Raw genomic sequence first — 19,480 nt, 5'->3', positions numbered from 1 at the left:
TTTTCCAGAAACAAATCAGGGCGATCGAGCCGGAAAAAAATCATTGCTGAGTACCAATTAGGGTTCGCTAATGTCTAACCCCAGCCGTTCCCCGACATTAATATAAGTCACAGTGCTGCTTTCAAAAAGAGAAGGTCTAGCCTTTTGATTCGCCAGCCAAACAAAAAAACTGCTGAGTGCAGGAGCAGGATCTTGATCGCGACGGAGCGTGTAGATCAAACCTTCGCAGGGGCCGTTAACGCGACTGCTCGTGCAAATCACTTTCTGGTTATTTACCACACCGACAGTGACATAATTTAGCTGTCGGTTGCGCTTGTAATTTTCCAGGCGCTGAGTCACTTGTTGACAGCGAGTCAGAGGATCGTAGCCAGAACTAGAAAAGAAATTAGAATTCCAGCGAATCCAAGGCTCCCTGAACCCTTGGGGATTTTGATACACAGTCACCGGCTCCCCCGTGGAGGTATCGCACACAAAGCCCCCCTGACCGAGGTTCGGTTGGCTTTCGCTAGAGGCGCGGCTGATAGAAATATTGCTGAGAATATCCCAGCCGTTAGGCTTAGTTTGTGATAGCAACGCCGTAAAAGCATCGATCGGAATCGCTGAATTCAACCCGGTTTTAATCTCCTCAATCTGACCGTTCCACTGGCTCCTCACTGTGCCGACAGTATCTCCCTGGCCGTGAATTCCCACAACTCTGCCATCAGCATCAAATACAGGCCCCCCGCTCATACCGCGCCTGGTCACAGCTTGATAGCGCAGTCCGTACCCCGATGATGTGCGATCGAGACGAGAAGAGACAAGACCGCCCGTAAACTCGAGTTTTCTTTCAGATTCAAAGGCGATGGGCAGCGGATAGCCAGCAACGTAAATACTAGAACCGACAACAGCACGTTCCGACTCGCCCATTGGGGCTACTGGATACTGTTCTCGGCTCTGAAACTGTACCAATGCCAAGTCTATATCCCTGTCATTTTTCGGGAGGCGCTGTATTCTGATTGCTCTATAATTTTTTTCTAAATGAGTGCGAATGCTGTATTCTTGGGCGAGGCTTGCCACTACGTGATTCGTCGTCAGAACAGTATAAATATTGCCCTGTTTAGCAATAATTACTCCAGAGCCACTAGCAGAAAAACCCAGCGTATTGTTGACTTCCACCGTTGTTAATATCGCTAGCTGGGCAATTTCTTGGGCTGTTTTGGCACAAGCAGCATATTGTTGGCCGACAACCGCAGCCACCGTTACTGCACCGGTCAAGATGATTGTCAGCGCGTCAAACCGTAAACCCCACGAATTCATCGCTAACTCCCTAGATGAGACGAGACGAACTGCAAATATATACTAATAGGAATTCCCCAACTCGATTTAACCATCTTCTGCTACATAAGATTGACATAAAGCGGACAAGACTGACATCTCGGACACTTAAAACTTATTTCCTGTGTCTGCGTAGGGAGTCGGCTCCTTCTCCTGGTCAGGCGTTAATTCAGGACTAGCCATCCTTACTCGATTTTTTGAGACTGAGGCTAAATTAATCGCAGCATTCAAGTCTCGATTACAATTGTTACCACAAGCCTCACAAACAAACACTCGCGCTTGAAGTGGCATCGGTTGAACGTGGCCGCACCTGGAGCAAGTTTTAGATGAGGGATACCATCTATCTACCAGTTCGACAATAGTGCCGTAAATGGAAGATTTATAAGTGAGAAAGCGTCGAAATTCATAAAATCCTGAGTCTACAACTGAAGAAGCCAGTTTGTGATTTGCCACCATCCCAGAAATATTTAAATCTTCGATGCGGATGTGGGCATACTTCTGACTGATTTCTGTCGTGGTTTTCTGCAAGAAATCTCGTCGCCTCTGAGCAATATCGGCGTGTTTTTTAGCCTGATTGCGATAAAATTTCTGAGCATTTTTCGAGGATTTAATCCCAAGTTTTTTATTGCCTAATTGCTTGTTTCGATGACGGTACTGTAGTTTCCCTAGCTTGATTTTCGCTTTTTTTAGGGAATTGGGCAGTTGGTATACCGTACCGTCACTCAAGGTGGCAAAGGTGGAAACTCCTAAATCTATGCCGATAGTTTCGGAGACTGAGTGATACAAAGGGGGGATTTTGTCGGCTTTTATTGTAAAACTGACGTACCACTTATCCGCAGTGCGGCTGATGGTAAATGTTTGAGAGCAACAGTTGTACCGGATAGCTTCTTTCAGGCGAAACGTTCCCAGGGTAGGAATTTTTATCCGATTGCCAGCTCTCAGAAATACTGGCCCATTGCTGCTGTCGGAGCGTGAACGAGTCCCCGGATTTCTTGCGTTTGAAATTAGGAAAGTCACCTCTACCTTTAAAAAAACGTTCGAGAGCGTTATTGAAGGCAATAAAAGCATTTTGATAAACGCGAGATGATAAAGTTTTAGTCCATTGATATTCTGGTTGTTTTTTGATGAAGTTTGTGAAAGTTTTTTTGATGAGGGCAATTTTTCGAGTACGGCTAACTTTGATATCCATCACACCCAAGTAAAGGGTACGAGCCAAGTTATAGCAAAATCGAGCGTAACCGGCGTGTCGCGCCATCCTTGTACGTTCAGAATTGTTGAGTTTTAGTTCTAGCTTTAGGGCGTACATCGGCTGGGGAGCGAGTCAGGACTGCCTTCTTCTGATACTTATTTTACCAGTCACAGCCCACGAAAGACAAGAAAACCGTGTTTTTTTGTCCAATATGTCTTTAATGTCACCAAAAGTATATGAAACTGCCGTTTAGTATCACCTCTAACAATTCCGCTGTCGGTTCAGTTGCATATTCAAAAGCATAGACTCCAAAATCTGGATCTCGATACTTGCCTCGACCGTTAATCCCAACCAAGAAACCTTTGGCATTAAAAATCGGACCGCCACTCATACCGATTTTAACCTCATTTGTATAGCCCAAGCTAAAACCTTGAGGCACAGGTGTGGGCAGCAGCAGTTCTACGAACCCCCGCGCTACAGCCCACACCTGTGCACCTGCAGGGAATCCGGCCGATCGCAGTGGCTCTCCCACCGCTGCCGGCTCGGCGCCGGCTCGGTGCTACTTTATACTCGATCGCCTACAGAAACTCAACGATCGCCAGATCGGTATCGCCCCGCCGCCTAGGAACTCCCAGCCGTCGGTGGAGGAGGCCGTCGTCGGTGACAATAGTCCGATCGCCCCGGACGATCGCCACAACGTGCCAGTTAGTGAGCACCGTATAGGTTTGCCCCTGCCGCCGGACGATCATCCCCGAACCCGAAGATTTCCCCGTCTGGATGCGTACCGTTGTTTGACGCGCCAAGTTTTCCACATCAACCCCCGGAATTGGCGATGGGATTGAAAATTTACCAATCTTTAAGGCAGTCCCGACAGCGGGGAAAAAGGGGGCAGTTGCGCCTCATCGGCAGTGTTTTCCTCTAGCTTTCCCCTGACATCAATGTAAGGAATTTTACTGCTTTCATCAAAAGACGGCATCCCGACATATCCTTGGCGCCAAGCCAACAAATTATACAAAGAGCCGATCGGGTCTTGACCGGGTCTGAGGGTATAAATCAAATTTTGACACCGCCCATTGACTTGATTAGCCGTGCAAATGACATTTTGGCCGTTCATCTGGCCCGCAGTAATATACTTGAGCACCCGTTGGCGGCGATAGGTTTCGAGACGTTGACTTACTAATTGACACCGAGTTGCCGGTGAGTAGCCAGAACCGGAGAAATAATGGGAAGTCCACTCAATCCAAGGCTCTACGGCACCTTGAGGGTTTTGGTACACCGTCACCGGCGCACCGGTCGAGGTGCTGCACCTAAACCCACTTTCCCTCGGTGTTCGCTGAGCGTAACTCGGTTGAAAAGCAACCGTCAGCCCGCTGAGGGCGCAAGCTGTTGCCGCCAAAACTTTTGTCCATAATTGCTGTTTCATGATGTTCTGACTCTTTTTGATGGGATTTGACACAAAAATTCCCAAATCCTGCGATAACACCCTTGAAGCGCCAGTTCATTAAACAGTCCTGGACGCAAGTGTCACAATTAGTAAGGTGCTCTACAATCCGAAACGATTGATAATCCGTTCATAATCAAAGTAGTAGAGCACCCTACAAGTCGATTCGAGTGTGCCAGTTGGCCTTAGTCCTATTACAGATCCGCTGACTTCGGAATTATTTCGTTCGCGACTTGCCCAGAAACCGGGTTTTTTACGAAAACACTTCATTGCAGCCGTTAGCCCTGGTTAAAAATCCGGTTTCTTTGGTCTTGATGCGTAAGTCCTAATATGGTTCGGGACTTGCGCCTTCGCTGTAACTTGGCTTTCGGCCCCGTTACAGGGAATGTGCTCCGAAGGCGAGCTTAAAATGCGCGCGCAAGTCTGAATTCTGTCCTGATTACTACTAATCAAACTCAGGCTTTCGCCAACTGGAAAGAGGCTTTTCACCTCAGACATTGAGATGAATCGAGTTGCAACCGTACATCACACAACTGACAAGGTATTTGATATCACTTGCGAACTCGCTCGAGAGCTGGATCTGCGGAGATACGGCCACCGCAGGGTGGGACACTTAAGGGGTAATACCCCTCTTACGTTATCTAACACAAAAATAAAAGTCTTAACAAGAACTCTTCACTTGTTTTCTTCTCCGTACTGCCAGAAATACTTCTAAGTGAGTGTAATCAGGGATTAAGTGCTTTCTACTACCAAAAATTCCCCTCTATACACTGAGCTTTAGTAGAGTATTCAAAACTATGAACCGTATCTGCAAACAGTTGGGGTATTTAGCAACTGGATTAATTCTGTTCGGCGCTAGCAGTTGTTCTAGCTCAGATGCAGCTAACTCGGCAGAAAACCAGAGCAAACCCCCAGCAAGGGCCCGTCAGTTCCGACACCTACAGCTAACGGGAAATCAAATTGACAATCGATCGACTCAAGCACCCCAGCCCTCTAAATCTGTAGCCTCAGTTTTAGACAATGCGGCAGTCTCAGAGAAGGCTGTCACCGTTACGGTTTATAAGGTAGACAATCTGTGTCAAAATCTGAAGCCGGAAACAGTTACAGGCCCAGACAACCAGTTAATGTCATTGGCCGTTAATGAAGTGTTAAAGCAGCAGATTTTCGATAGTCTTGGTTTGGTTGGTTATCGGCTCAGGATCGATCGCGGTCTCGGAATAGCTACCGTCGATCTGCGAGCCTCCGGAAATTCGCGGCAGAAATTGCAAAATCTGTCGAGTTGTCAGATGTTAGGTTTGTTCGGGGGCGTGCGCCAAACTTTAACCAGTTATGCTCCTTGGCAAATCAAAACTGTGCGTTTTACAGAGCTTGGGAAGGACATTTTGAACACGGTTAGAGAATAAGCTATTAAAATTATTGGAGATGGGACTGACGCACTTCTCCCCTTAAAAAAAAGGGTTGGGAGGGATTGAATAAACCTTCAAACCCTTTGAGATTTGTTGATGCTGCTAAGTCCTGTGACCAAAACCCAGGTAATTCCGATGACACTACCTAACGGCCCCAAAGCTCCACCCTTTGTGCAGCTAATTCAATGGATCAGCGATCCCCTGACATACATGGATAAATGTGCCAAACAATACGGCGACATTTTCACAGCTCAAGTGAACAACGGGGAACCATTGGTGATGATCAACCACCCCCAAGCTATCCAGGAGATGCTCAACAGCAACGCGTTTCACGCTCCAGGCAGCCTGAACAGCATCCTAAAACCCTTGATGGGAGAACAATCCATGATTATGCTCTCGGGAGAAAGGCACAAACGCCAGCGCCAATTATTGATGCCACCTTTTCACGGGGAACGGATGCGGAATTACGGGCAACTAATTTGCGATATCGCTCAAGATGTTGCCAGCAAGTGGTCGGTCGATCGACCTTTTGTGGCTCGCAGCGCGATGCAGGAAGTCACCATGCGGGTAATCTTGCAAGCTGTCTTCGGCCTAGATGACGGGCCGCGGTTACAAGCACTTAGACCACTACTTGCCTCAGTCGTCGATATGACTGGTTCTCCCGTGCGATCGAGCATACTGTTTCTGAATTGGATGCAGCAAGATTGGGGCTCTTGGAGTCCTTGGGGACGAATGAAACAGCGACAGCGTAAAGCTGACGCTCTGATCTATGCCGAAATAGAAGAACGCAGACTGCAACCAGACGCCAACGGCACCGACATTCTCAGCTTAATGATGGCCGCGCGCGACGAAAACGGCCAACCAATGACCGATGAAGAATTGCACGACGAGTTGATGACGCTGCTGTTTGCAGGCCACGAAACCACAGCAACGGCCCTAGCTTGGGCGTTTTACTGGATTCACCACTTGCCCTCGGTGCGCCAGAAGTTGCTGCAAGAATTGGACAGTTTGGGGGAAAATCCCGACCCGATGGAGATTTTCCGCTTACCTTACCTGAGTGCAGTTTGTCAGGAGACGCTGCGAATTTACCCGGTGGGAATGCTGACGTTTGCGCGAGAAGTTCTCACGCCCGTGGAACTGATGGGACATCAACTCGAACCGGGCACGGTTGTCCTCGGCTCTATTTATTTGACCCACAGACGGGAGGATTTGTATCCAGAACCCCTGCAATTTAAACCGGAACGGTTTTTGGAGAGGCAATTCTCGCCTTATGAGTATTTGCCCTTTGGAGGCGGCAGCCGCCGCTGTATCGGCTTGGCGCTGGCGCAGTTGGAGATGAAACTGGTGCTGGCAACCATTTTGCGGGATTTCAACCTCGTATTAGCCGAGAAAAAGCCCGTACAGGCCAAACGCCGAGGGGTGACTTTAGGGCCTGCCGGCGGCGTGCGGATGGCGCTGGTGGGGCGGCGGATGTCGCAGCAGAAGCGTGAACCTGTTGCTAGTGGGGTTTAAAGTCGCAGCAGTTGCAGCGGGCGATCGAACTTTCAGCTTTGAGTGCAAACAATTTAAGGAGAATGTGCGATCGTCGGCCAATGCCACCATTTTTTGTAGCACCCGCTACAGATAAATAGCTATAATCCTTAACCTGTAACGCTCGCACCCTCGGAATTTTCAACTTTCAGTCTAAAATACTAGGAGCTTTGCAAACACAGCCTGAAAGCAAAAGTGGGTGAGTGCAATAGTCCTCTTGATATCTCCAAAGCCTGCCTGCCATACTTTAAAAACATATGCATACCCTGTTATTCAGCAAGGTCGGAAGCGCGTTGGCATTGCCTGCAATCTTCCGGCTTCTTTATTTTTTGGGCTACTTCAGTGCCTTTGGCACCATCTGAATTTTTAACTTTTCAGCCTAAAATACTAGGAGCTTTGCAAACACAGTCTAAAGCAAAAGTGGGTGATTGCAATAGTCCTCTTGATATCTCCAAAGCCTGCCTGCCATACTTTAAAAACATATGTATACCCTGTTATTCAGCAAGGTCGGAAGCGCGTTGGCATTGCCTGCAATCTTCCGGCTTCTTTATTTTTTGGGCTACTTCAGGCATTCGGCACAAGATGCCTTCGGCAAGGCAAAAGTATAAATTCTCGCCTTCCATCTCCCCCTTTGCCCAATTTAGAGCTTCTGCCTCTAATTCAAATAGCATCCGACAGCAAGTTTAAGGAATCACTAAGGAATAATTAATAACTTGTTAAAGGATCTCCTTTGGCCCTTCTCTCAATCTTCTGTTTTCAGAAATTCCGATACCGAGACAGACTTCGGGAGACTCTCCAGATCTTGAATTTCGCTTTCGTGGGCAAAAAACTCGACTTCTTTGTCGTCAATCTGGATCTGATAGCTAGCGGTAGCAGTCACAATCCGCCGCTTTTTTTTATCTTCTATTAAAACCCAACACACCACCGGTCTTACCCACCTCTCAACGTGCTGGCTTTGCTTCGTACTCCCAAAGGCATACCAGCCTTTAGCTTCAATAATTTGAAGCACTTTAAAATCGTTATTTGCCATATATATCTCGATCGCGTTAACTTGACTATTATTTTTAGATAGAACGGCACGCTTGGCGAAAGCACGGCCAAGCTTCGGCAATTCCAAGCTGCACTTGACAACCTGATCTTTAGTCACCAGAAGCGGGTTGGCAGGGCATTGTCTGGGTTGTTGCCCGCTAAATTTAGTCCGGTGCTTTTGTACTCTGCCACAATTACGGGGAAGTATCTATCCCGCCTTATCAAAAAATAGTCTCGCAGTAGCCTCAACAGCACCAAACTAGACCTTAGCTAGCTGCATCTAAGCGGATGCCAACTACTTATAACAGCCGTTTCAAAAAAGAATGGAACTGTAGGCCCTTGCTCCCAACCATGATAGTTATCAGTCATTCCCAATCCTTCAATTATTTAATCTAAAATCTCAAATGGCATAACGCCTGGTTGGTGAGAGCGCTGGGCCTACAATGCTGTTGGGACTTTTTGCTGCAATCAACTGTCATCTTTACCCAATGGGGTAAAACTTAACTAGAGATTGTCGATTTCAATTTTAAGCCTCGGGGTGCCTAATTCCTAATTAATTGTATGGTGTAGTTGATAATTGCCAAACCGTCGATCGCACTCAACAGCCGTGTCTAACTCTTCGATTACCATCACCGTTAAACTCTTCGCCGCCTTCGGTGAAGCCTACGGCGTTTCCGAACTTACAGTAGAACTTCCTCCCGACACCCCTGTGTCTCAAGTGCTCGAAAGCTCGATCGCCCAACATCCTCAATTAGAACAATGGCGCGATCGCACCCGCTTCGGACTCAACATGGAATTCGTCTCCCCCGACACCATCCTCCAAGACGGCGACGAAGTTGTACTCATCCCTCCCGTCAGCGGTGGATAAGCCAGGAGGGGCAGAGTGTCCCAGGATTTGACTCTTTGGGGAATAGGGAATTGAAATAGACGATTTCTATTCAGTACAGCTTAGTGTTGAGTTGTAGGCGCGGTGCCTAGAGTTCCCGCCTGAGATTTTTGAGTGACCAACAAAAAAAAGCTTTATAAAGTTTTGCAATAAGTTTTTAAGGGAATTCATTCTTGAGTTCGGTTAATACCAAGGCTTTTGCTTTCTTTTTGCATTCCTCGGCAGAGCTTAGAAGCCACTCTGAGAGTGTGATTGAGAACTATCCAGCTAGCTCGGACCGGCAACTCAATATTGCTGGAAAATCAATCCCGACTAAAAAAATCGGGTATGGTTGACGGGGTAAATTGACCGTGCTAATCTTGCACAAGACTTAGAACACATCGCAAAACTAGAGAGTTGAGCTATGACCCAGGCGACCAGAACCCAATCCACAGCAGCAACCTTCACAGCCCTCAAATGTAAAGAATGCGGCGAAGAGTACGAACTCCAAGCCAAGCACGTCTGCGATTGCTGTTTTGGCCCGCTTGAAGTCAAGTACGACTACGACGCCATCCGCCGCACCGTCACTCGCCAAACTATCCAAGCCGGCCCCAACTCGATCTGGCGCTACCGCTCATTTTTACCAGTCGCTACAGATAACGTCATCGATGTCGGCACCGGCATGACTCCTCTATTAAAATCCCACCGCTTAGCCCGCCGCCTCGGTCTAAAAAATCTTTATATTAAAAACGATGCCGTCAATATGCCCACTCTCAGCTTTAAAGACAGAGTGGTGTCAGTCGCCCTCAGCAGAGCGAGAGAATTGGGTTTCACAACGGTATCCTGTGCCAGCACCGGCAATTTAGCTAACTCCACCGCTGCGATCGCCGCCCACGCCGGACTCGACTGCGTAGTCTTCATCCCCTCCGACTTAGAAGCAGGCAAAGTCCTCGGCACTTTGATTTACAATCCAACTGTCATGGCAGTTCACGGCAACTACGACCAAGTTAACCGCCTCTGTTGCGAAGTAGCCAATACACATGGCTGGGGATTTGTCAATATCAACTTGCGTCCCTACTATTCCGAAGGCTCAAAAACCCTCGGCTACGAAGTTGCCGAACAGCTAGGCTGGCAATTGCCCGATCACATCGTCGGCCCCCTCGCCTCTGGCTCGCTGTTCACAAAAATTTACAAAGGTTTTCAAGAATTCATCGAAGTCGGTTTAGTTGATGAAAAGAAAGTCCGGTTCAGCGGCGCCCAAGCTGACGGCTGTTCCCCAATCGCCCAAGCATTCCGCGAAGGTCGTGATTTCGTCAAACCGGTGAAACCGAATACAATTGCTAAGTCGATCGCGATCGGCAATCCAGCCGACGGTATGTACGCCTTGGAAATCGCCCGCAAAACCAACGGCAACATTGAATCCGTCAGCGACACCGAAATCATCGAAGGCATGAAACTGCTAGCAGAAACAGAAGGCATCTTCACTGAAACCGCAGGCGGCACGACAATCGCCGTCTTGAAGAAACTCGTAGAAGCAGGTAAAATCAATCCCGATGAAACCACCGTCGCTTACATCACCGGCAACGGTTTGAAAACGCAGGAAGCAGTTCAAGGCTACATCGGCGAACCCATCACCCTCGAACCCAAACTAGAAGCGTTCGAGCGCGCCCTAGAACGCGCCCGCACCCTCGAACGCTTAGAATGGCAACAAGTTTCGGTTTAACAGCTATTAGTCAGTAGTCGGCAGTCATTAGTCATTAGTCATTAGTTGTTAAGCTGTTGACTGATGACAACTGACTGCTCACAGAGGACTAATGACTGAGGACTAATAACTAATAACTAATGACTAAGGACTACTGACTAAGGACTAATAAAATGACCGTCAAAGTTTTAATTCCCACTCCCCTGCAAAAATTCACCAACAATCAAGCCACAATAGAATGCGGCGGCGACAACATTTCCGAACTGATTGAATCGCTGGAAACAAATTGTCCCGGCATCAAAAAAAGCCTGTGCGACGAAAAGGGAGAACCCCGCAGATTTCTCAACTTCTACGTCAACAGCGAAGACATCCGCTTTTTGGATGGCTCCAAAACAGCCCTCCAAGATGGTGATGAAGTAAGTATTGTACCCGCGGTTGCTGGTGGTTGATTCTTTGACCGCAGATGGGGGCAGATAAACACAGATGGACGCAGATAGTTATCAACTCTATCTGCGTTCATTTGCGCCCGTCAGTTGTTGGCAATCGCCATCGCTTCTAGTCGGGAAACCAGGGCTGCACGAGGACAGTATGCCACCCTTGCGTTTTCGGTTTAATTAGGTGGAACTACTTCACAAATAACAATCGGATGAGGATTACCACGATTCAAAGCGGTGAACAATTACCACTCTCGACTTGTCGCGAAGATCCAAATTTGCCAAAAGAATGAAAAACCACTAAGAGCCATGACCATCACCGCCCACGGTGCAGCGATTCCCGTGTCACGATTAGCCCCCAAGTGTAATTAGCGGGTCGCTCCTGCTTCTTAACCATGTAAAAATCACCACAGGAATTAACGGATCACTCACTTTCAGGGGAGCGCAGAGAGCAGATTTGTTTGGCGGCTTGGAGGTTCAACTCACGATAAACTTCCCACGCAGGAATTGACCCAAGTCGTTCGCTCGAAGTAATGTATCCTGACTCACAGTCGGCGATAACGACCAAAAACCGGAAAATGCCGTTACACGCCGACCCCAATTTCCCCTCTCCAACCTCCAAGACACTCACTGAACGCTGGCCCGATGGCAAAATTCGCCAGCTTGTCGGGTTGGCGTACCAAGTGCAAGCGTCCCGGTGGCTATTTCGGTGCAGTTCCAAGGTATACCTTTCCATCACCAATTCATAGGTTTGGCGCTCGGGGTAAGCCGCCAAACCTGGCAGGGGGAGCAACAAAACAGAAAAAGCTATCAGGGTGGCAATTTTGGACATGACTCATTACCAGATATATTTAACTCGGTAAATCCAGGATTGCGCCTAAATCTACTGTGTATGGCAGATATATCAAGCTTTTAGCCTGACGGATAGGGAGGTATCTCTTAAAGCTTTCAACAAAATACTGAAAGCGCTATTTAAAGACGTTACGTTTTTGGGGGCTGATCCGTTGCGCTTGACGAAGAAACTTGATTAAAAACCCGATGCTTCAACGCGGTCATTTTAAACGGTAGCGTCCATAGGACATACTACCAATTTCTACCGCTATCTGATCGGAATTTACAAAAATTAGTTTACTATAGGTCAACAGTAGCAATATTTAATTTATAACATTCGCCAACACGCGATGGTCGCCATTTGAGGGAGAGCTTTTGGGAAGTAGCCAGATTTTTCAGGCGGTGATGAAGTTGGGGTAGTTGAATCGGTTTGTGTTCATCTGCGGTTGAAAAACAAATCCCTGGCTTTGCGCCAGGGATTACTAATACTAGGAAACGCCGGAAGCTACTTTTGCAGCAGTCCGAGGACGACGACGACCTGTTACTGTATTCACAGGGGCTGGTACTGGTGGCGGTACTGATGATGCTAGTTTAGGTGCTTCAATGGAAAGTTGAGATGTTTGCACAATTTCCGATCGCACTGCTTCTTCAGGAATTTGCATCAGGAATACCAGCAAGGGATTGCTTTGCAGTTCCCGGCGCATTACTCGTTGAATAGCCTTTTCTATTTGCGTTTGAACTCCTACCCAGTCCACATCAACTTGTGAGTCTGAAGCAGCAGGTTTTACAAATTCTGACCAGCGATCGCTCAAAACTGTTTCAATGGTTTGAGTGATTAATTTGATCACAACTTCGCGATCGGCTGATGTCACCACACCTTTCAAGTGTACTTCCGGCTTAGCAACTAACTTGCCTTCCCAATTCAAAGCCGCCGCTACAGTTACAACGCCATCTCCGGCCAACTGCTGACGTTCCTTGAGGACGCTCGCTTTGACAACACCCGATCGAGAAGAATCTACCAATTCAATTCCTGAAGGCACTTTACCGCTCACTCGCATCGAATTTTCAGTTAATTCTACGACATCGCCGTTATCAACAATCACCATATTACTAGCGGGAATGCCCATGCTTTGAGCCGTCTTGGAGTGCTGGATCAGCATCCGGTGTTCCCCGTGAACCGGCAAGAAGAACTTGGGACGAGTCATGTTAATCATTAACTTTTGGTCTTCTTGACAACCGTGTCCCGAAACGTGAATACCTTTGTCGCGGCCGTAAACCACGTGTGCTCCCAGCATCATCAGTTTATCGATCGTGTTTACCACTGCGATCGTATTTCCCGGAATCGGATTAGCGGAGAAAATGACTGTATCGCCCTTTCTGATTTTCAGTTCGTGATGTTCGCCGTTAGCAATGCGAGTCATCGCCGCCATCGGTTCGCCTTGGGAACCTGTAGTTAAAATCAGTACCTTGTCTTCAGCCAAATTGCGGATTTCTTTCAGCGGTTTGAAAATACTATCTTCGCATTTGATGTAGCCGAGATTGCGGCAGTGAGCGATGACGTTAAGCATCGACCGGCCAACCACTCCGACATACCGATTGTTTTTCTTAGCCAAGTCCAAAACAATTTGCAATCGGTGTACCGACGAAGCAAAAGTCGTCAGCATCACCCGTCCCGGTGCTTGAGCGATAATTCTGTCTAAATTTGGCGCAACAGAACGTTCCGAAGCGGTAAAACCCGGTACTTCCGAGTTAGTAGAATCGCTGATCAAGCACAGCACGCCTTTCTCGCCGTACTCAGCCAGCTTTTGCAAATCAAAATGCTCGCCGTCTACAGGAGTGTGGTCAATTTTAAAGTCTCCGGTGTGGATCAAAATTCCCACTGGAGTGTGAATTGCCACCGTAAAACTGTCAGCCATCGAGTGAGTGTTGCGGATGTATTCGACTAAGAAATGCTTGCCAATTCTTACCGTATCCCGCGGTCGAACTGTCCTCAATTCTGTGCGGTGAGACACTCCCGCTTCTTCCAATTTTCCGGCTAGCAAAGCCATCGCCAAACGCGGACCGTATATGACCGGAATTTCAAATTGTTTGAGGTGATAAGGGATGCCGCCTATGTGGTCTTCGTGACCGTGTGTCACGATCATGCCTTGAATTTTGTGGCTGTTTTCCCGCAGGTAAGTCATGTCTGGGAGAACAATATTTACCCCGTGCATTCCATCGGTCGGGAAGGCTAAACCTGCATCTAAAAGAATTATTTCATCGCCGTACTCGAACACACAAGTGTTTTTACCGATTTCGTGCAGTCCACCAAGGGGAATAATTTTTAGAGCTGATGCAGTTGTATTTTTTGTGATCATGCGTATCCTTTGTTAGTTATTTTTGTTATTTGTCTGTTGTCTTTCGTCTTTCGTCTTTTGTTCGTTGCTAGGGCAATTATTTTCCAAATATTTATGGAAAACTCCCCAGGGGGTTTTACTATCCCCCACAGTCAGTTGTCTTTTGCCTTCAGTCTTTAATCCTCAGCCTTTATTTTTTGACTGTTAGCTAATTACTAACAGTTAATTACTCAAGACTAATGACTAACAACTAATGACTTATCACAACCAATATTCAGTTGTCTGAAAACTCGTTCTCGCCTGTCTAGATAGCTGATACTGTGGCTAGCTGGCTCAGTACGTCCTTTAACTTTTGAGTCACCTCAACAGGCGGATCGCACAGGGGCGGACGGGTGGAGCCTACATCCCAGCCTTGAAGTTTGAGAGCTGTCTTGACGAGAATGGGATTTGTGGTGAGAAAAAGAGCTTTAAACAGGTCAAAAAGTTGCAAGTGAATCTGGGTAGCGACTTGAACTTGACCGGCCTCGAAAGCTTTGATCATCTGTTGCAGTTGCTCTCCTACCAGATGGCTGGCTACGCTAACTACACCAGATCCTCCTACCGCCAACATGGGCAAAGTTAGGGAATCATCTCCAGAATAGATGGCAAATTCAGGGGATGTCAAGCACCGAATTTGACTTGCTTGATCCAAGTTGCCACTTGCTTCTTTTACGGCCACAATGTTGGGGATTTCTGCCAATCGAGCCACCGTCTCCGGCAACATATTCTGACCAGTGCGACCGGGGATGTTATATAACATTATAGGCAATTCAGGAACAGATTGCGCGATCGCCCGAAAATGATTGTACAAACCTTCTTGCGGCGGCTTGTTGTAATAAGGAACCACCTGCAAACAGCCATCTAACCCGAGTTTAGCTGCTTTTTGCGTAGCTGCTACTGCTTCTTTTGTAGAATTCGATCCTGCTCCTGCGATTACCAACGCCTTACCGGCCACCGCCTTTTGTACCACCTGAAATAATTGGTACTCTTCATCCCAGGTCATAGTGGGAGACTCGCCCGTTGTGCCGCACACTACCAAGCTATCCGTACCGCGATCGGCTAAATGAACTGCCAATTGTTCTGCTACCGCATAGTTAACGCTGCCGTCTTCCTTAAACGGCGTAATCATTGCAGTCAGAACCCGTCCAAACTTTACCACACTTTCTCCGATTTTAGACTGTTGATTTTTGATTTTAAATTTTTGATTTCAGATCAAAGGTTTATCTAAAATCCCCAATTTCAATTTTCCACTTACCTGGGTTCCCGCTAATTAGAAGCCGCCGCCACTGGGGTGCGCAACAAATCTTTTTGGGCCAGCAACTCAGCTATCTGCACCGCATTTAAAGCCGCCCCTTTGCGAATTTGATCGCCAGACAGCCACATCTCCAACCCGCAGGGGTGAGAAATATCTTGGCGAATCCTGCCGACTAACACCTCATCCTTACCACTGGCCTCCACAGGCATCGGGAAATAATTAGCTTGCCAGTCTTCTACCACCTTAACCCCGCTTGCCTGCTTTAAGATTTCCCTGGCCTCGATCGCGCTAAAAGGCTCTGCAAACTCTAGATTAATTGCTTCCGAATGAGCGCGGAGTACGGGAACCCGCACACAAGTTGCCGTAATTTTAATCTCGTCCGTACCAAATATCTTCCGAGTTTCGTTTACCATTTTCATCTCTTCTTCACAATACCCCAAATCGTTAATCGGCGTATTGTGCGGAAACAAATTAAATGCTAAGGGGTAGGGAAATATATCGGTTTTGGGCGTTTCCCCCTGCAAAATTGCTCTTGCTTGAGCTTTCATTTCCTCCATTGCCCTCGCCCCCGCCCCGCTGGCTGACTGGTAAGTCGCTACAACTATCCGCTGTACCGGCTTAACTTTGTGAAGTGGCCAAACGGCAACTGCCATCAAAATCGTCGTGCAGTTGGGATTAGCAATTATACCTCGGTGAGCTGCCGCCGCTTGGGGATTGACTTCGGGAACCACTAGCGGTACGGTCGCATCCATGCGGAAAGCGCTAGAATTGTCAATGACCACTGCTCCGGCTGCCACCGCTTGCGGAGCCCATAATTTAGAAGTAGAGCCGCCGGCAGAGGCGAGCACCAGATCTACATTATCAAACGATCGCCCCGAAACTGCTTCGACCGGCAGCATCTCGCCGCCAAAAGGCAAGGTAGTGCCTGCTGAACGCTCCGAAGCCAGAAGCTTCAAGTTAGAAATCGGAAAACTCCTGCTGTGCAAGAGTTCTAGCAACTCGGCCCCGACTGCGCCGGTGGCTCCTAAAATGGCAACTCGATAGGATTGAGACAAATTAGTTTCCTCCACAAATTATAGTTTCCACGATCGAAATCAAAAATTTAAATAACTGCAATTCTCAATATCAAACTTAATTAATGTTATGCGACATCAGGAGCATGAGAGGATAGCCATGGTGCAGTTAACCGAAACGGGCGAGTCGGACTTCCCGATGGATCCGTGCGATCATACCCAATGCCAGTTTAGCATCTTTTGCCGTTAACGAAGCTTGCAGAAGAGGATCGCCCGCGCCCAATCCCCATCCGCTTTGGTTTTGCGATCTATCTGCATTTTAGCAGGCGCATCCATTGCCTTTAACTGGCCGCTCCGGCCGACTAGATTGACATCACAGGGCGATATGTGCTATGGTGCATCGGCAATTAGTGGACTTAACCTCCACATTCCTAGCAGCAAAAGCTAGTATCCTCAAACCAAAACTATTTGGCAAGAGCCAAAAAAGTAGCCGGCAATGACTTACTGTCTCATCCGGTAAAGGTGTTGTAGTTGTGCCGTTACGAGTCAAAGCGTACAAAATTAAAATGCAGGCAAAGTCAGATTTGTATGTGTTTTATTACTATTGTTAAATATCAAAAAAGCCGATGAAAGTAACCCAGGAAAAACTTCCAGCCAGCCAAGTAGGTCTGGAAATCGAAATTCCATCAGAAAAATCAAAACAAGCTTACGAGCAAGTAATTAAACAATTTGCTCGCGAGGTCAATATTCCTGGGTTCCGCAAAGGCAAAGTTCCCCGCCAAGTTTTGCTGCAGCGCCTGGGCCAGACTCGCTTGAAGGCGACGGCTTTGGAAAATTTGATTAATGATTCCCTGCAAAAAGCCCTCGAACAAGAAAAAATTCCGGCAATTGGCAGTTTTGAATTGCGCAGCGAGTTTGAAGAATTACTAGCTAAATTCGATCCAGAACAGCCTCTGATTTTTTCGGCTAAGGTTGACGTAGAACCCGAAGTGAAATTGGGTCAGTACACAGGTTTGCAGCTTCAAGCAGAAGAAGCTAAGTATGATGAGGCTCAGGTAGATGAGGTATTGGCAAAATATCGATCGGACAAAGCTACTTTAATCCCCGTAGAAGGCCGGCCGGCTCAGTTGGGAGACACGGCTTTGGTTGATTTCTCCGGTAGATTTGCGGAAGCACCCGAAGGCGAAACTCCCGCAGAAATTCCCGGCGGTCAAGCAGAAGATTTTCAAGTAGAATTGTCGGAAAATCAGTTTGTACCGGGCTTTATCGAAGGCATGATCGGGATGAATCCAGGAGAAACTAGAGAAGTTTCTGTGCAGTTCCCAGATGAGTATAGCAGTGAAGAACTAGCAGGAAAACCTGCAGTCTTTACCATTACTCTCAAAGAACTTAAGGAAAAAGAATTGCCGGAGTTGGACGACGACTTCGCCCAAGAAGTCAGCGAGTTTGAAACTTTAGCAGAACTGCGCGAATCGCTCGAAACTCGGTTTAAAGCAGACAAAGAAAACCAGACATCAGCTAATAAGGAAAAAGCTATATCAGCAGCACTCGTGCAGCTAATAGAAGTGGAAATTCCCGAAACAATGGTCGATCGCGAAATCGATTATTTGCTGAATCAACAAGCCCTCCAATTGAAAAATTACGGCATAGATATCAACCAACTGTTTACTGAAGAAAATATGGGCCCGATGCGGGAACGCTCGCGCCCGGAAGCAGTCGAGCGACTTAAGCAGTCTCTAGCTCTGGCAGAAGTAGCCAAGCTGGAATCCTTATCTGTGGAAGACGCAGAAGTATTAGAAGAAGTAGCAAAAGTCAGAAAACAATTTCCCAAAGGAAATTTTGATCCTCTAAAATTGATGGAATTTGTAGGAGAAGACTTGCTCAAACAAAAAACCCTGAAATGGTTGGAAGAAAAAGGGACAATCGAACTCGTACCTGAAGGCTCTCTGAATCCCGCAGCAGAATCAGAAGAATCAGACGCTGAAGATTCAGCAGAAGCAGCCACGAGCGTCGAAGTGGAAGTCCTAGGCGAAGAATAGAACTTAATCTGTTCAAATGTCCTAATTGGGGGCATGAAATCAACCGTGATTTTAACGGCGCACCTGATCCTTAACTACAAGCTCCAGGTGCGCACCGCGCACAGGATCCTTACTACAAGCTTCAAGTGTCCGCTAGAAACAGTGATGATTGACAAGTGAGTGTTTTAACTGATTCACCCCGCTCGCGGAGAGAGTCACGCCCGCGCCCAAGCCGAACACAGAAAGCAATCTCACACACTCAAAACTAGGCATTCCCCCGATATCCGTTCATCCGAGGCATAATAGTTAAAAGCTGGCGGCTTAATTTAAAGCTTTCATCAGCAGCAGTAAATTGTCTAGAATCCTTGACTGGTGTCTTATGGTTGTATCTCAATCTTCCAATTACCTAATTACAAGCTATAACGATTTTGATGTCAGCGACCGCCCCAGCAATGTAGTGCCGATGGTACTAGAACAGTCGGGGATGGGCGAGCGGGCTTTTGACATTTACTCGCGCTTGCTGCGGGAGCGAATTGTGTTTTTAGGAACTCCCGTAACCGACGAAGTTGCTGACTCGATAGTGGCTCAGCTATTGTATCTAGATGCCGAAGACCCAGAAAAAGATGTCCAAATGTACATAAATTCCCCCGGCGGCTCGGTGACGGCCGGCATGGCAATTTATGACACAATGCAGCAAATCCGCCCGGATGTGGTGACGATTTGTTACGGTTTGGCAGCGAGTATGGGCGCATTTCTGCTGACAGCAGGAGCCCACGGTAAGCGGATGTCTCTTCCGAGTTCCCGGATTATGATTCACCAGCCACTCGGAGGCGCTCAAGGTCAAGCAGTTGATATTGAGATTCAAGCCAAGGAAATCCTTTATCATAAGCGTAAGCTGAATGAACTGCTAGCGCACCACACAGGTCAACCACTCGACAAATTAGAGGCTGATACAGAGCGCGACTTTTTTATGTCGGCAGAGGAAGCCAAAAATTACGGTTTGGTCGATCGAGTTATCGAAAAGGAAAACCTTCCGGCGGCGGGAGAGAATGTCACTGCACTGAATTAAGAGGCTGTT

Annotated in this window: 19 protein-coding genes; 7 read left to right on the top strand and 12 right to left on the bottom strand. The window is 47.5% G+C overall.

The window, feature by feature from the left end; all coding sequences use genetic code 11:
* Positions 1 to 57: 57 nt before the first annotated feature.
* The 6 genes from ACUVJL_RS09955 to ACUVJL_RS09930 form a co-directional block, all read right to left on the bottom strand.
* On the bottom strand, positions 58 to 1,296 hold the full coding sequence (locus tag ACUVJL_RS09955; protein WP_445245689.1) for a COP23 domain-containing protein: 1,239 nt from the start codon (positions 1,294 to 1,296) through the stop codon (positions 58 to 60).
* Positions 1,297 to 1,422: 126 nt separating this feature from the next.
* Positions 1,423 to 2,196 carry an RNA-guided endonuclease InsQ/TnpB family protein gene (locus tag ACUVJL_RS09950; RefSeq protein ID WP_445245704.1) on the bottom strand — a complete coding sequence of 258 codons (774 nt, stop codon included), beginning with the start codon at positions 2,194 to 2,196 and terminating at the stop codon, positions 1,423 to 1,425.
* Positions 2,144 to 2,620 carry a hypothetical protein gene (locus tag ACUVJL_RS09945; RefSeq protein WP_445245705.1) on the bottom strand — a complete coding sequence of 159 codons (477 nt, stop codon included), beginning with the start codon at positions 2,618 to 2,620 and terminating at the stop codon, positions 2,144 to 2,146. The genes ACUVJL_RS09950 and ACUVJL_RS09945 overlap by 53 nt, the downstream gene beginning before the upstream one ends.
* 106 nt (positions 2,621 to 2,726) lie before the next feature.
* Positions 2,727 to 3,035 (bottom strand): hypothetical protein, encoded by a 309-nt coding sequence (locus tag ACUVJL_RS09940; RefSeq protein WP_445245688.1) that lies wholly within the window; start codon positions 3,033 to 3,035, stop codon positions 2,727 to 2,729.
* 46 nt (positions 3,036 to 3,081) lie between these two features.
* Positions 3,082 to 3,315, bottom strand: a complete 234-nt coding sequence (locus tag ACUVJL_RS09935) for a hypothetical protein (RefSeq protein WP_445245687.1) — start codon at positions 3,313 to 3,315, stop codon at positions 3,082 to 3,084.
* 44 nt (positions 3,316 to 3,359) lie between these two features.
* Complete coding sequence (locus ACUVJL_RS09930; protein WP_445245686.1) at positions 3,360 to 3,926, bottom strand: COP23 domain-containing protein; 567 nt, start codon at positions 3,924 to 3,926, stop codon at positions 3,360 to 3,362.
* Positions 3,927 to 4,741: 815 nt separating this feature from the next.
* Between ACUVJL_RS09930 and ACUVJL_RS09925 the strand changes: the two genes are divergently transcribed.
* Positions 4,742 to 5,347 carry a hypothetical protein gene (locus tag ACUVJL_RS09925; RefSeq protein ID WP_445245685.1) on the top strand — a complete coding sequence of 202 codons (606 nt, stop codon included), beginning with the start codon at positions 4,742 to 4,744 and terminating at the stop codon, positions 5,345 to 5,347.
* 138 nt (positions 5,348 to 5,485) lie between these two features.
* Positions 5,486 to 6,862, top strand: a complete 1,377-nt coding sequence (locus ACUVJL_RS09920; RefSeq protein ID WP_445245703.1) for a cytochrome P450 — start codon at positions 5,486 to 5,488, stop codon at positions 6,860 to 6,862.
* On the opposite strand, the gene ACUVJL_RS09915 is transcribed toward ACUVJL_RS09920, so the two are convergent.
* Together ACUVJL_RS09915 and ACUVJL_RS09910 are read right to left on the bottom strand one after the other, a co-directional pair.
* Complete coding sequence (locus tag ACUVJL_RS09915) at positions 6,849 to 7,010, bottom strand: hypothetical protein (RefSeq protein WP_445245684.1); 162 nt, start codon at positions 7,008 to 7,010, stop codon at positions 6,849 to 6,851. The two genes, ACUVJL_RS09920 and ACUVJL_RS09915, sit on opposite strands and share 14 nt — an antisense overlap.
* A gap of 612 nt (positions 7,011 to 7,622) precedes the next feature.
* Positions 7,623 to 8,027 carry a hypothetical protein gene (locus ACUVJL_RS09910; protein WP_445245683.1) on the bottom strand — a complete coding sequence of 135 codons (405 nt, stop codon included), beginning with the start codon at positions 8,025 to 8,027 and terminating at the stop codon, positions 7,623 to 7,625.
* A gap of 489 nt (positions 8,028 to 8,516) precedes the next feature.
* On the opposite strand from ACUVJL_RS09910, the gene ACUVJL_RS09905 reads away from it, so the two are divergent.
* The 3 genes from ACUVJL_RS09905 to ACUVJL_RS09895 all read left to right on the top strand — a co-directional run bounded on the left by ACUVJL_RS09905 (position 8,517) and on the right by ACUVJL_RS09895 (position 10,925).
* A complete protein-coding gene (locus tag ACUVJL_RS09905) occupies positions 8,517 to 8,777 on the top strand; it encodes a MoaD/ThiS family protein (protein WP_445245682.1) in 261 nt (86 codons plus the stop codon).
* A 421-nt stretch (positions 8,778 to 9,198) separates the two neighbouring features.
* Positions 9,199 to 10,497, top strand: a complete 1,299-nt coding sequence (gene thrC / locus ACUVJL_RS09900) for a threonine synthase (RefSeq protein ID WP_445245681.1) — start codon at positions 9,199 to 9,201, stop codon at positions 10,495 to 10,497.
* A gap of 152 nt (positions 10,498 to 10,649) precedes the next feature.
* A complete protein-coding gene (locus ACUVJL_RS09895; RefSeq protein ID WP_172188035.1) occupies positions 10,650 to 10,925 on the top strand; it encodes a MoaD/ThiS family protein in 276 nt (91 codons plus the stop codon).
* Positions 10,926 to 11,334: 409 nt separating this feature from the next.
* Here the strand turns inward: ACUVJL_RS09895 and ACUVJL_RS09890 are convergent, their stop codons facing one another.
* The 4 genes from ACUVJL_RS09890 to ACUVJL_RS09875 all read right to left on the bottom strand — a co-directional run bounded on the left by ACUVJL_RS09890 (position 11,335) and on the right by ACUVJL_RS09875 (position 16,426).
* Positions 11,335 to 11,742 (bottom strand): hypothetical protein, encoded by a 408-nt coding sequence (locus ACUVJL_RS09890; RefSeq protein ID WP_445245680.1) that lies wholly within the window; start codon positions 11,740 to 11,742, stop codon positions 11,335 to 11,337.
* Between the two features lie 487 nt (positions 11,743 to 12,229).
* Positions 12,230 to 14,098: a ribonuclease J gene (locus ACUVJL_RS09885; protein WP_445245679.1), complete on the bottom strand. Its 1,869-nt coding sequence runs from the start codon at positions 14,096 to 14,098 to the stop codon at positions 12,230 to 12,232.
* A 283-nt stretch (positions 14,099 to 14,381) separates the two neighbouring features.
* Positions 14,382 to 15,275, bottom strand: a complete 894-nt coding sequence (dapA, locus tag ACUVJL_RS09880) for a 4-hydroxy-tetrahydrodipicolinate synthase (protein ID WP_445245678.1) — start codon at positions 15,273 to 15,275, stop codon at positions 14,382 to 14,384.
* A gap of 107 nt (positions 15,276 to 15,382) precedes the next feature.
* Positions 15,383 to 16,426 carry an aspartate-semialdehyde dehydrogenase gene (locus ACUVJL_RS09875; RefSeq protein ID WP_445245677.1) on the bottom strand — a complete coding sequence of 348 codons (1,044 nt, stop codon included), beginning with the start codon at positions 16,424 to 16,426 and terminating at the stop codon, positions 15,383 to 15,385.
* A 584-nt stretch (positions 16,427 to 17,010) separates the two neighbouring features.
* Between ACUVJL_RS09875 and tig the strand changes: the two genes are divergently transcribed.
* Both tig and clpP read left to right on the top strand, forming a co-directional pair.
* Positions 17,011 to 18,423 (top strand): trigger factor, encoded by a 1,413-nt coding sequence (tig, locus tag ACUVJL_RS09870; protein WP_445245676.1) that lies wholly within the window; start codon positions 17,011 to 17,013, stop codon positions 18,421 to 18,423.
* Between the two features lie 358 nt (positions 18,424 to 18,781).
* Positions 18,782 to 19,471 (top strand): ATP-dependent Clp endopeptidase proteolytic subunit ClpP, encoded by a 690-nt coding sequence (gene clpP / locus ACUVJL_RS09865; RefSeq protein WP_445175246.1) that lies wholly within the window; start codon positions 18,782 to 18,784, stop codon positions 19,469 to 19,471.
* Positions 19,472 to 19,480: the final 9 nt, after the last annotated feature.

It is taken from the genome of Microcoleus sp. OTE_8_concoct_300, assembly GCF_031383065.1.
In the GTDB taxonomy this organism is placed as follows: domain Bacteria; phylum Cyanobacteriota; class Cyanobacteriia; order Cyanobacteriales; family Microcoleaceae; genus Microcoleus.
Note: the sequence above shows the minus strand (reverse complement) of the source record. Positions and strands in the feature narration are given on the sequence as shown.

What these genes read in the sequence shown, in the direction of transcription:
- ACUVJL_RS09955 (WP_445245689.1), bottom strand. Translation starts at nt 1,296, where the DNA reads ATGAATTCGTGGGGTTTACGGTTTGACGCGCTGACAATCATCTTGACC.
- ACUVJL_RS09945 (WP_445245705.1), bottom strand. Translation starts at nt 2,620, where the DNA reads ATGTACGCCCTAAAGCTAGAACTAAAACTCAACAATTCTGAACGTACA.
- ACUVJL_RS09930 (WP_445245686.1), bottom strand. Translation starts at nt 3,926, where the DNA reads ATGAAACAGCAATTATGGACAAAAGTTTTGGCGGCAACAGCTTGCGCC.
- ACUVJL_RS09925 (WP_445245685.1), top strand. Translation starts at nt 4,742, where the DNA reads ATGAACCGTATCTGCAAACAGTTGGGGTATTTAGCAACTGGATTAATT.
- ACUVJL_RS09920 (WP_445245703.1), top strand. Translation starts at nt 5,486, where the DNA reads ATGACACTACCTAACGGCCCCAAAGCTCCACCCTTTGTGCAGCTAATT.
- thrC (WP_445245681.1), top strand. Translation starts at nt 9,199, where the DNA reads ATGACCCAGGCGACCAGAACCCAATCCACAGCAGCAACCTTCACAGCC.
- ACUVJL_RS09895 (WP_172188035.1), top strand. Translation starts at nt 10,650, where the DNA reads ATGACCGTCAAAGTTTTAATTCCCACTCCCCTGCAAAAATTCACCAAC.
- ACUVJL_RS09890 (WP_445245680.1), bottom strand. Translation starts at nt 11,742, where the DNA reads ATGTCCAAAATTGCCACCCTGATAGCTTTTTCTGTTTTGTTGCTCCCC.
- ACUVJL_RS09885 (WP_445245679.1), bottom strand. Translation starts at nt 14,098, where the DNA reads ATGATCACAAAAAATACAACTGCATCAGCTCTAAAAATTATTCCCCTT.
- tig (WP_445245676.1), top strand. Translation starts at nt 17,011, where the DNA reads ATGAAAGTAACCCAGGAAAAACTTCCAGCCAGCCAAGTAGGTCTGGAA.
- clpP (WP_445175246.1), top strand. Translation starts at nt 18,782, where the DNA reads ATGGTTGTATCTCAATCTTCCAATTACCTAATTACAAGCTATAACGAT.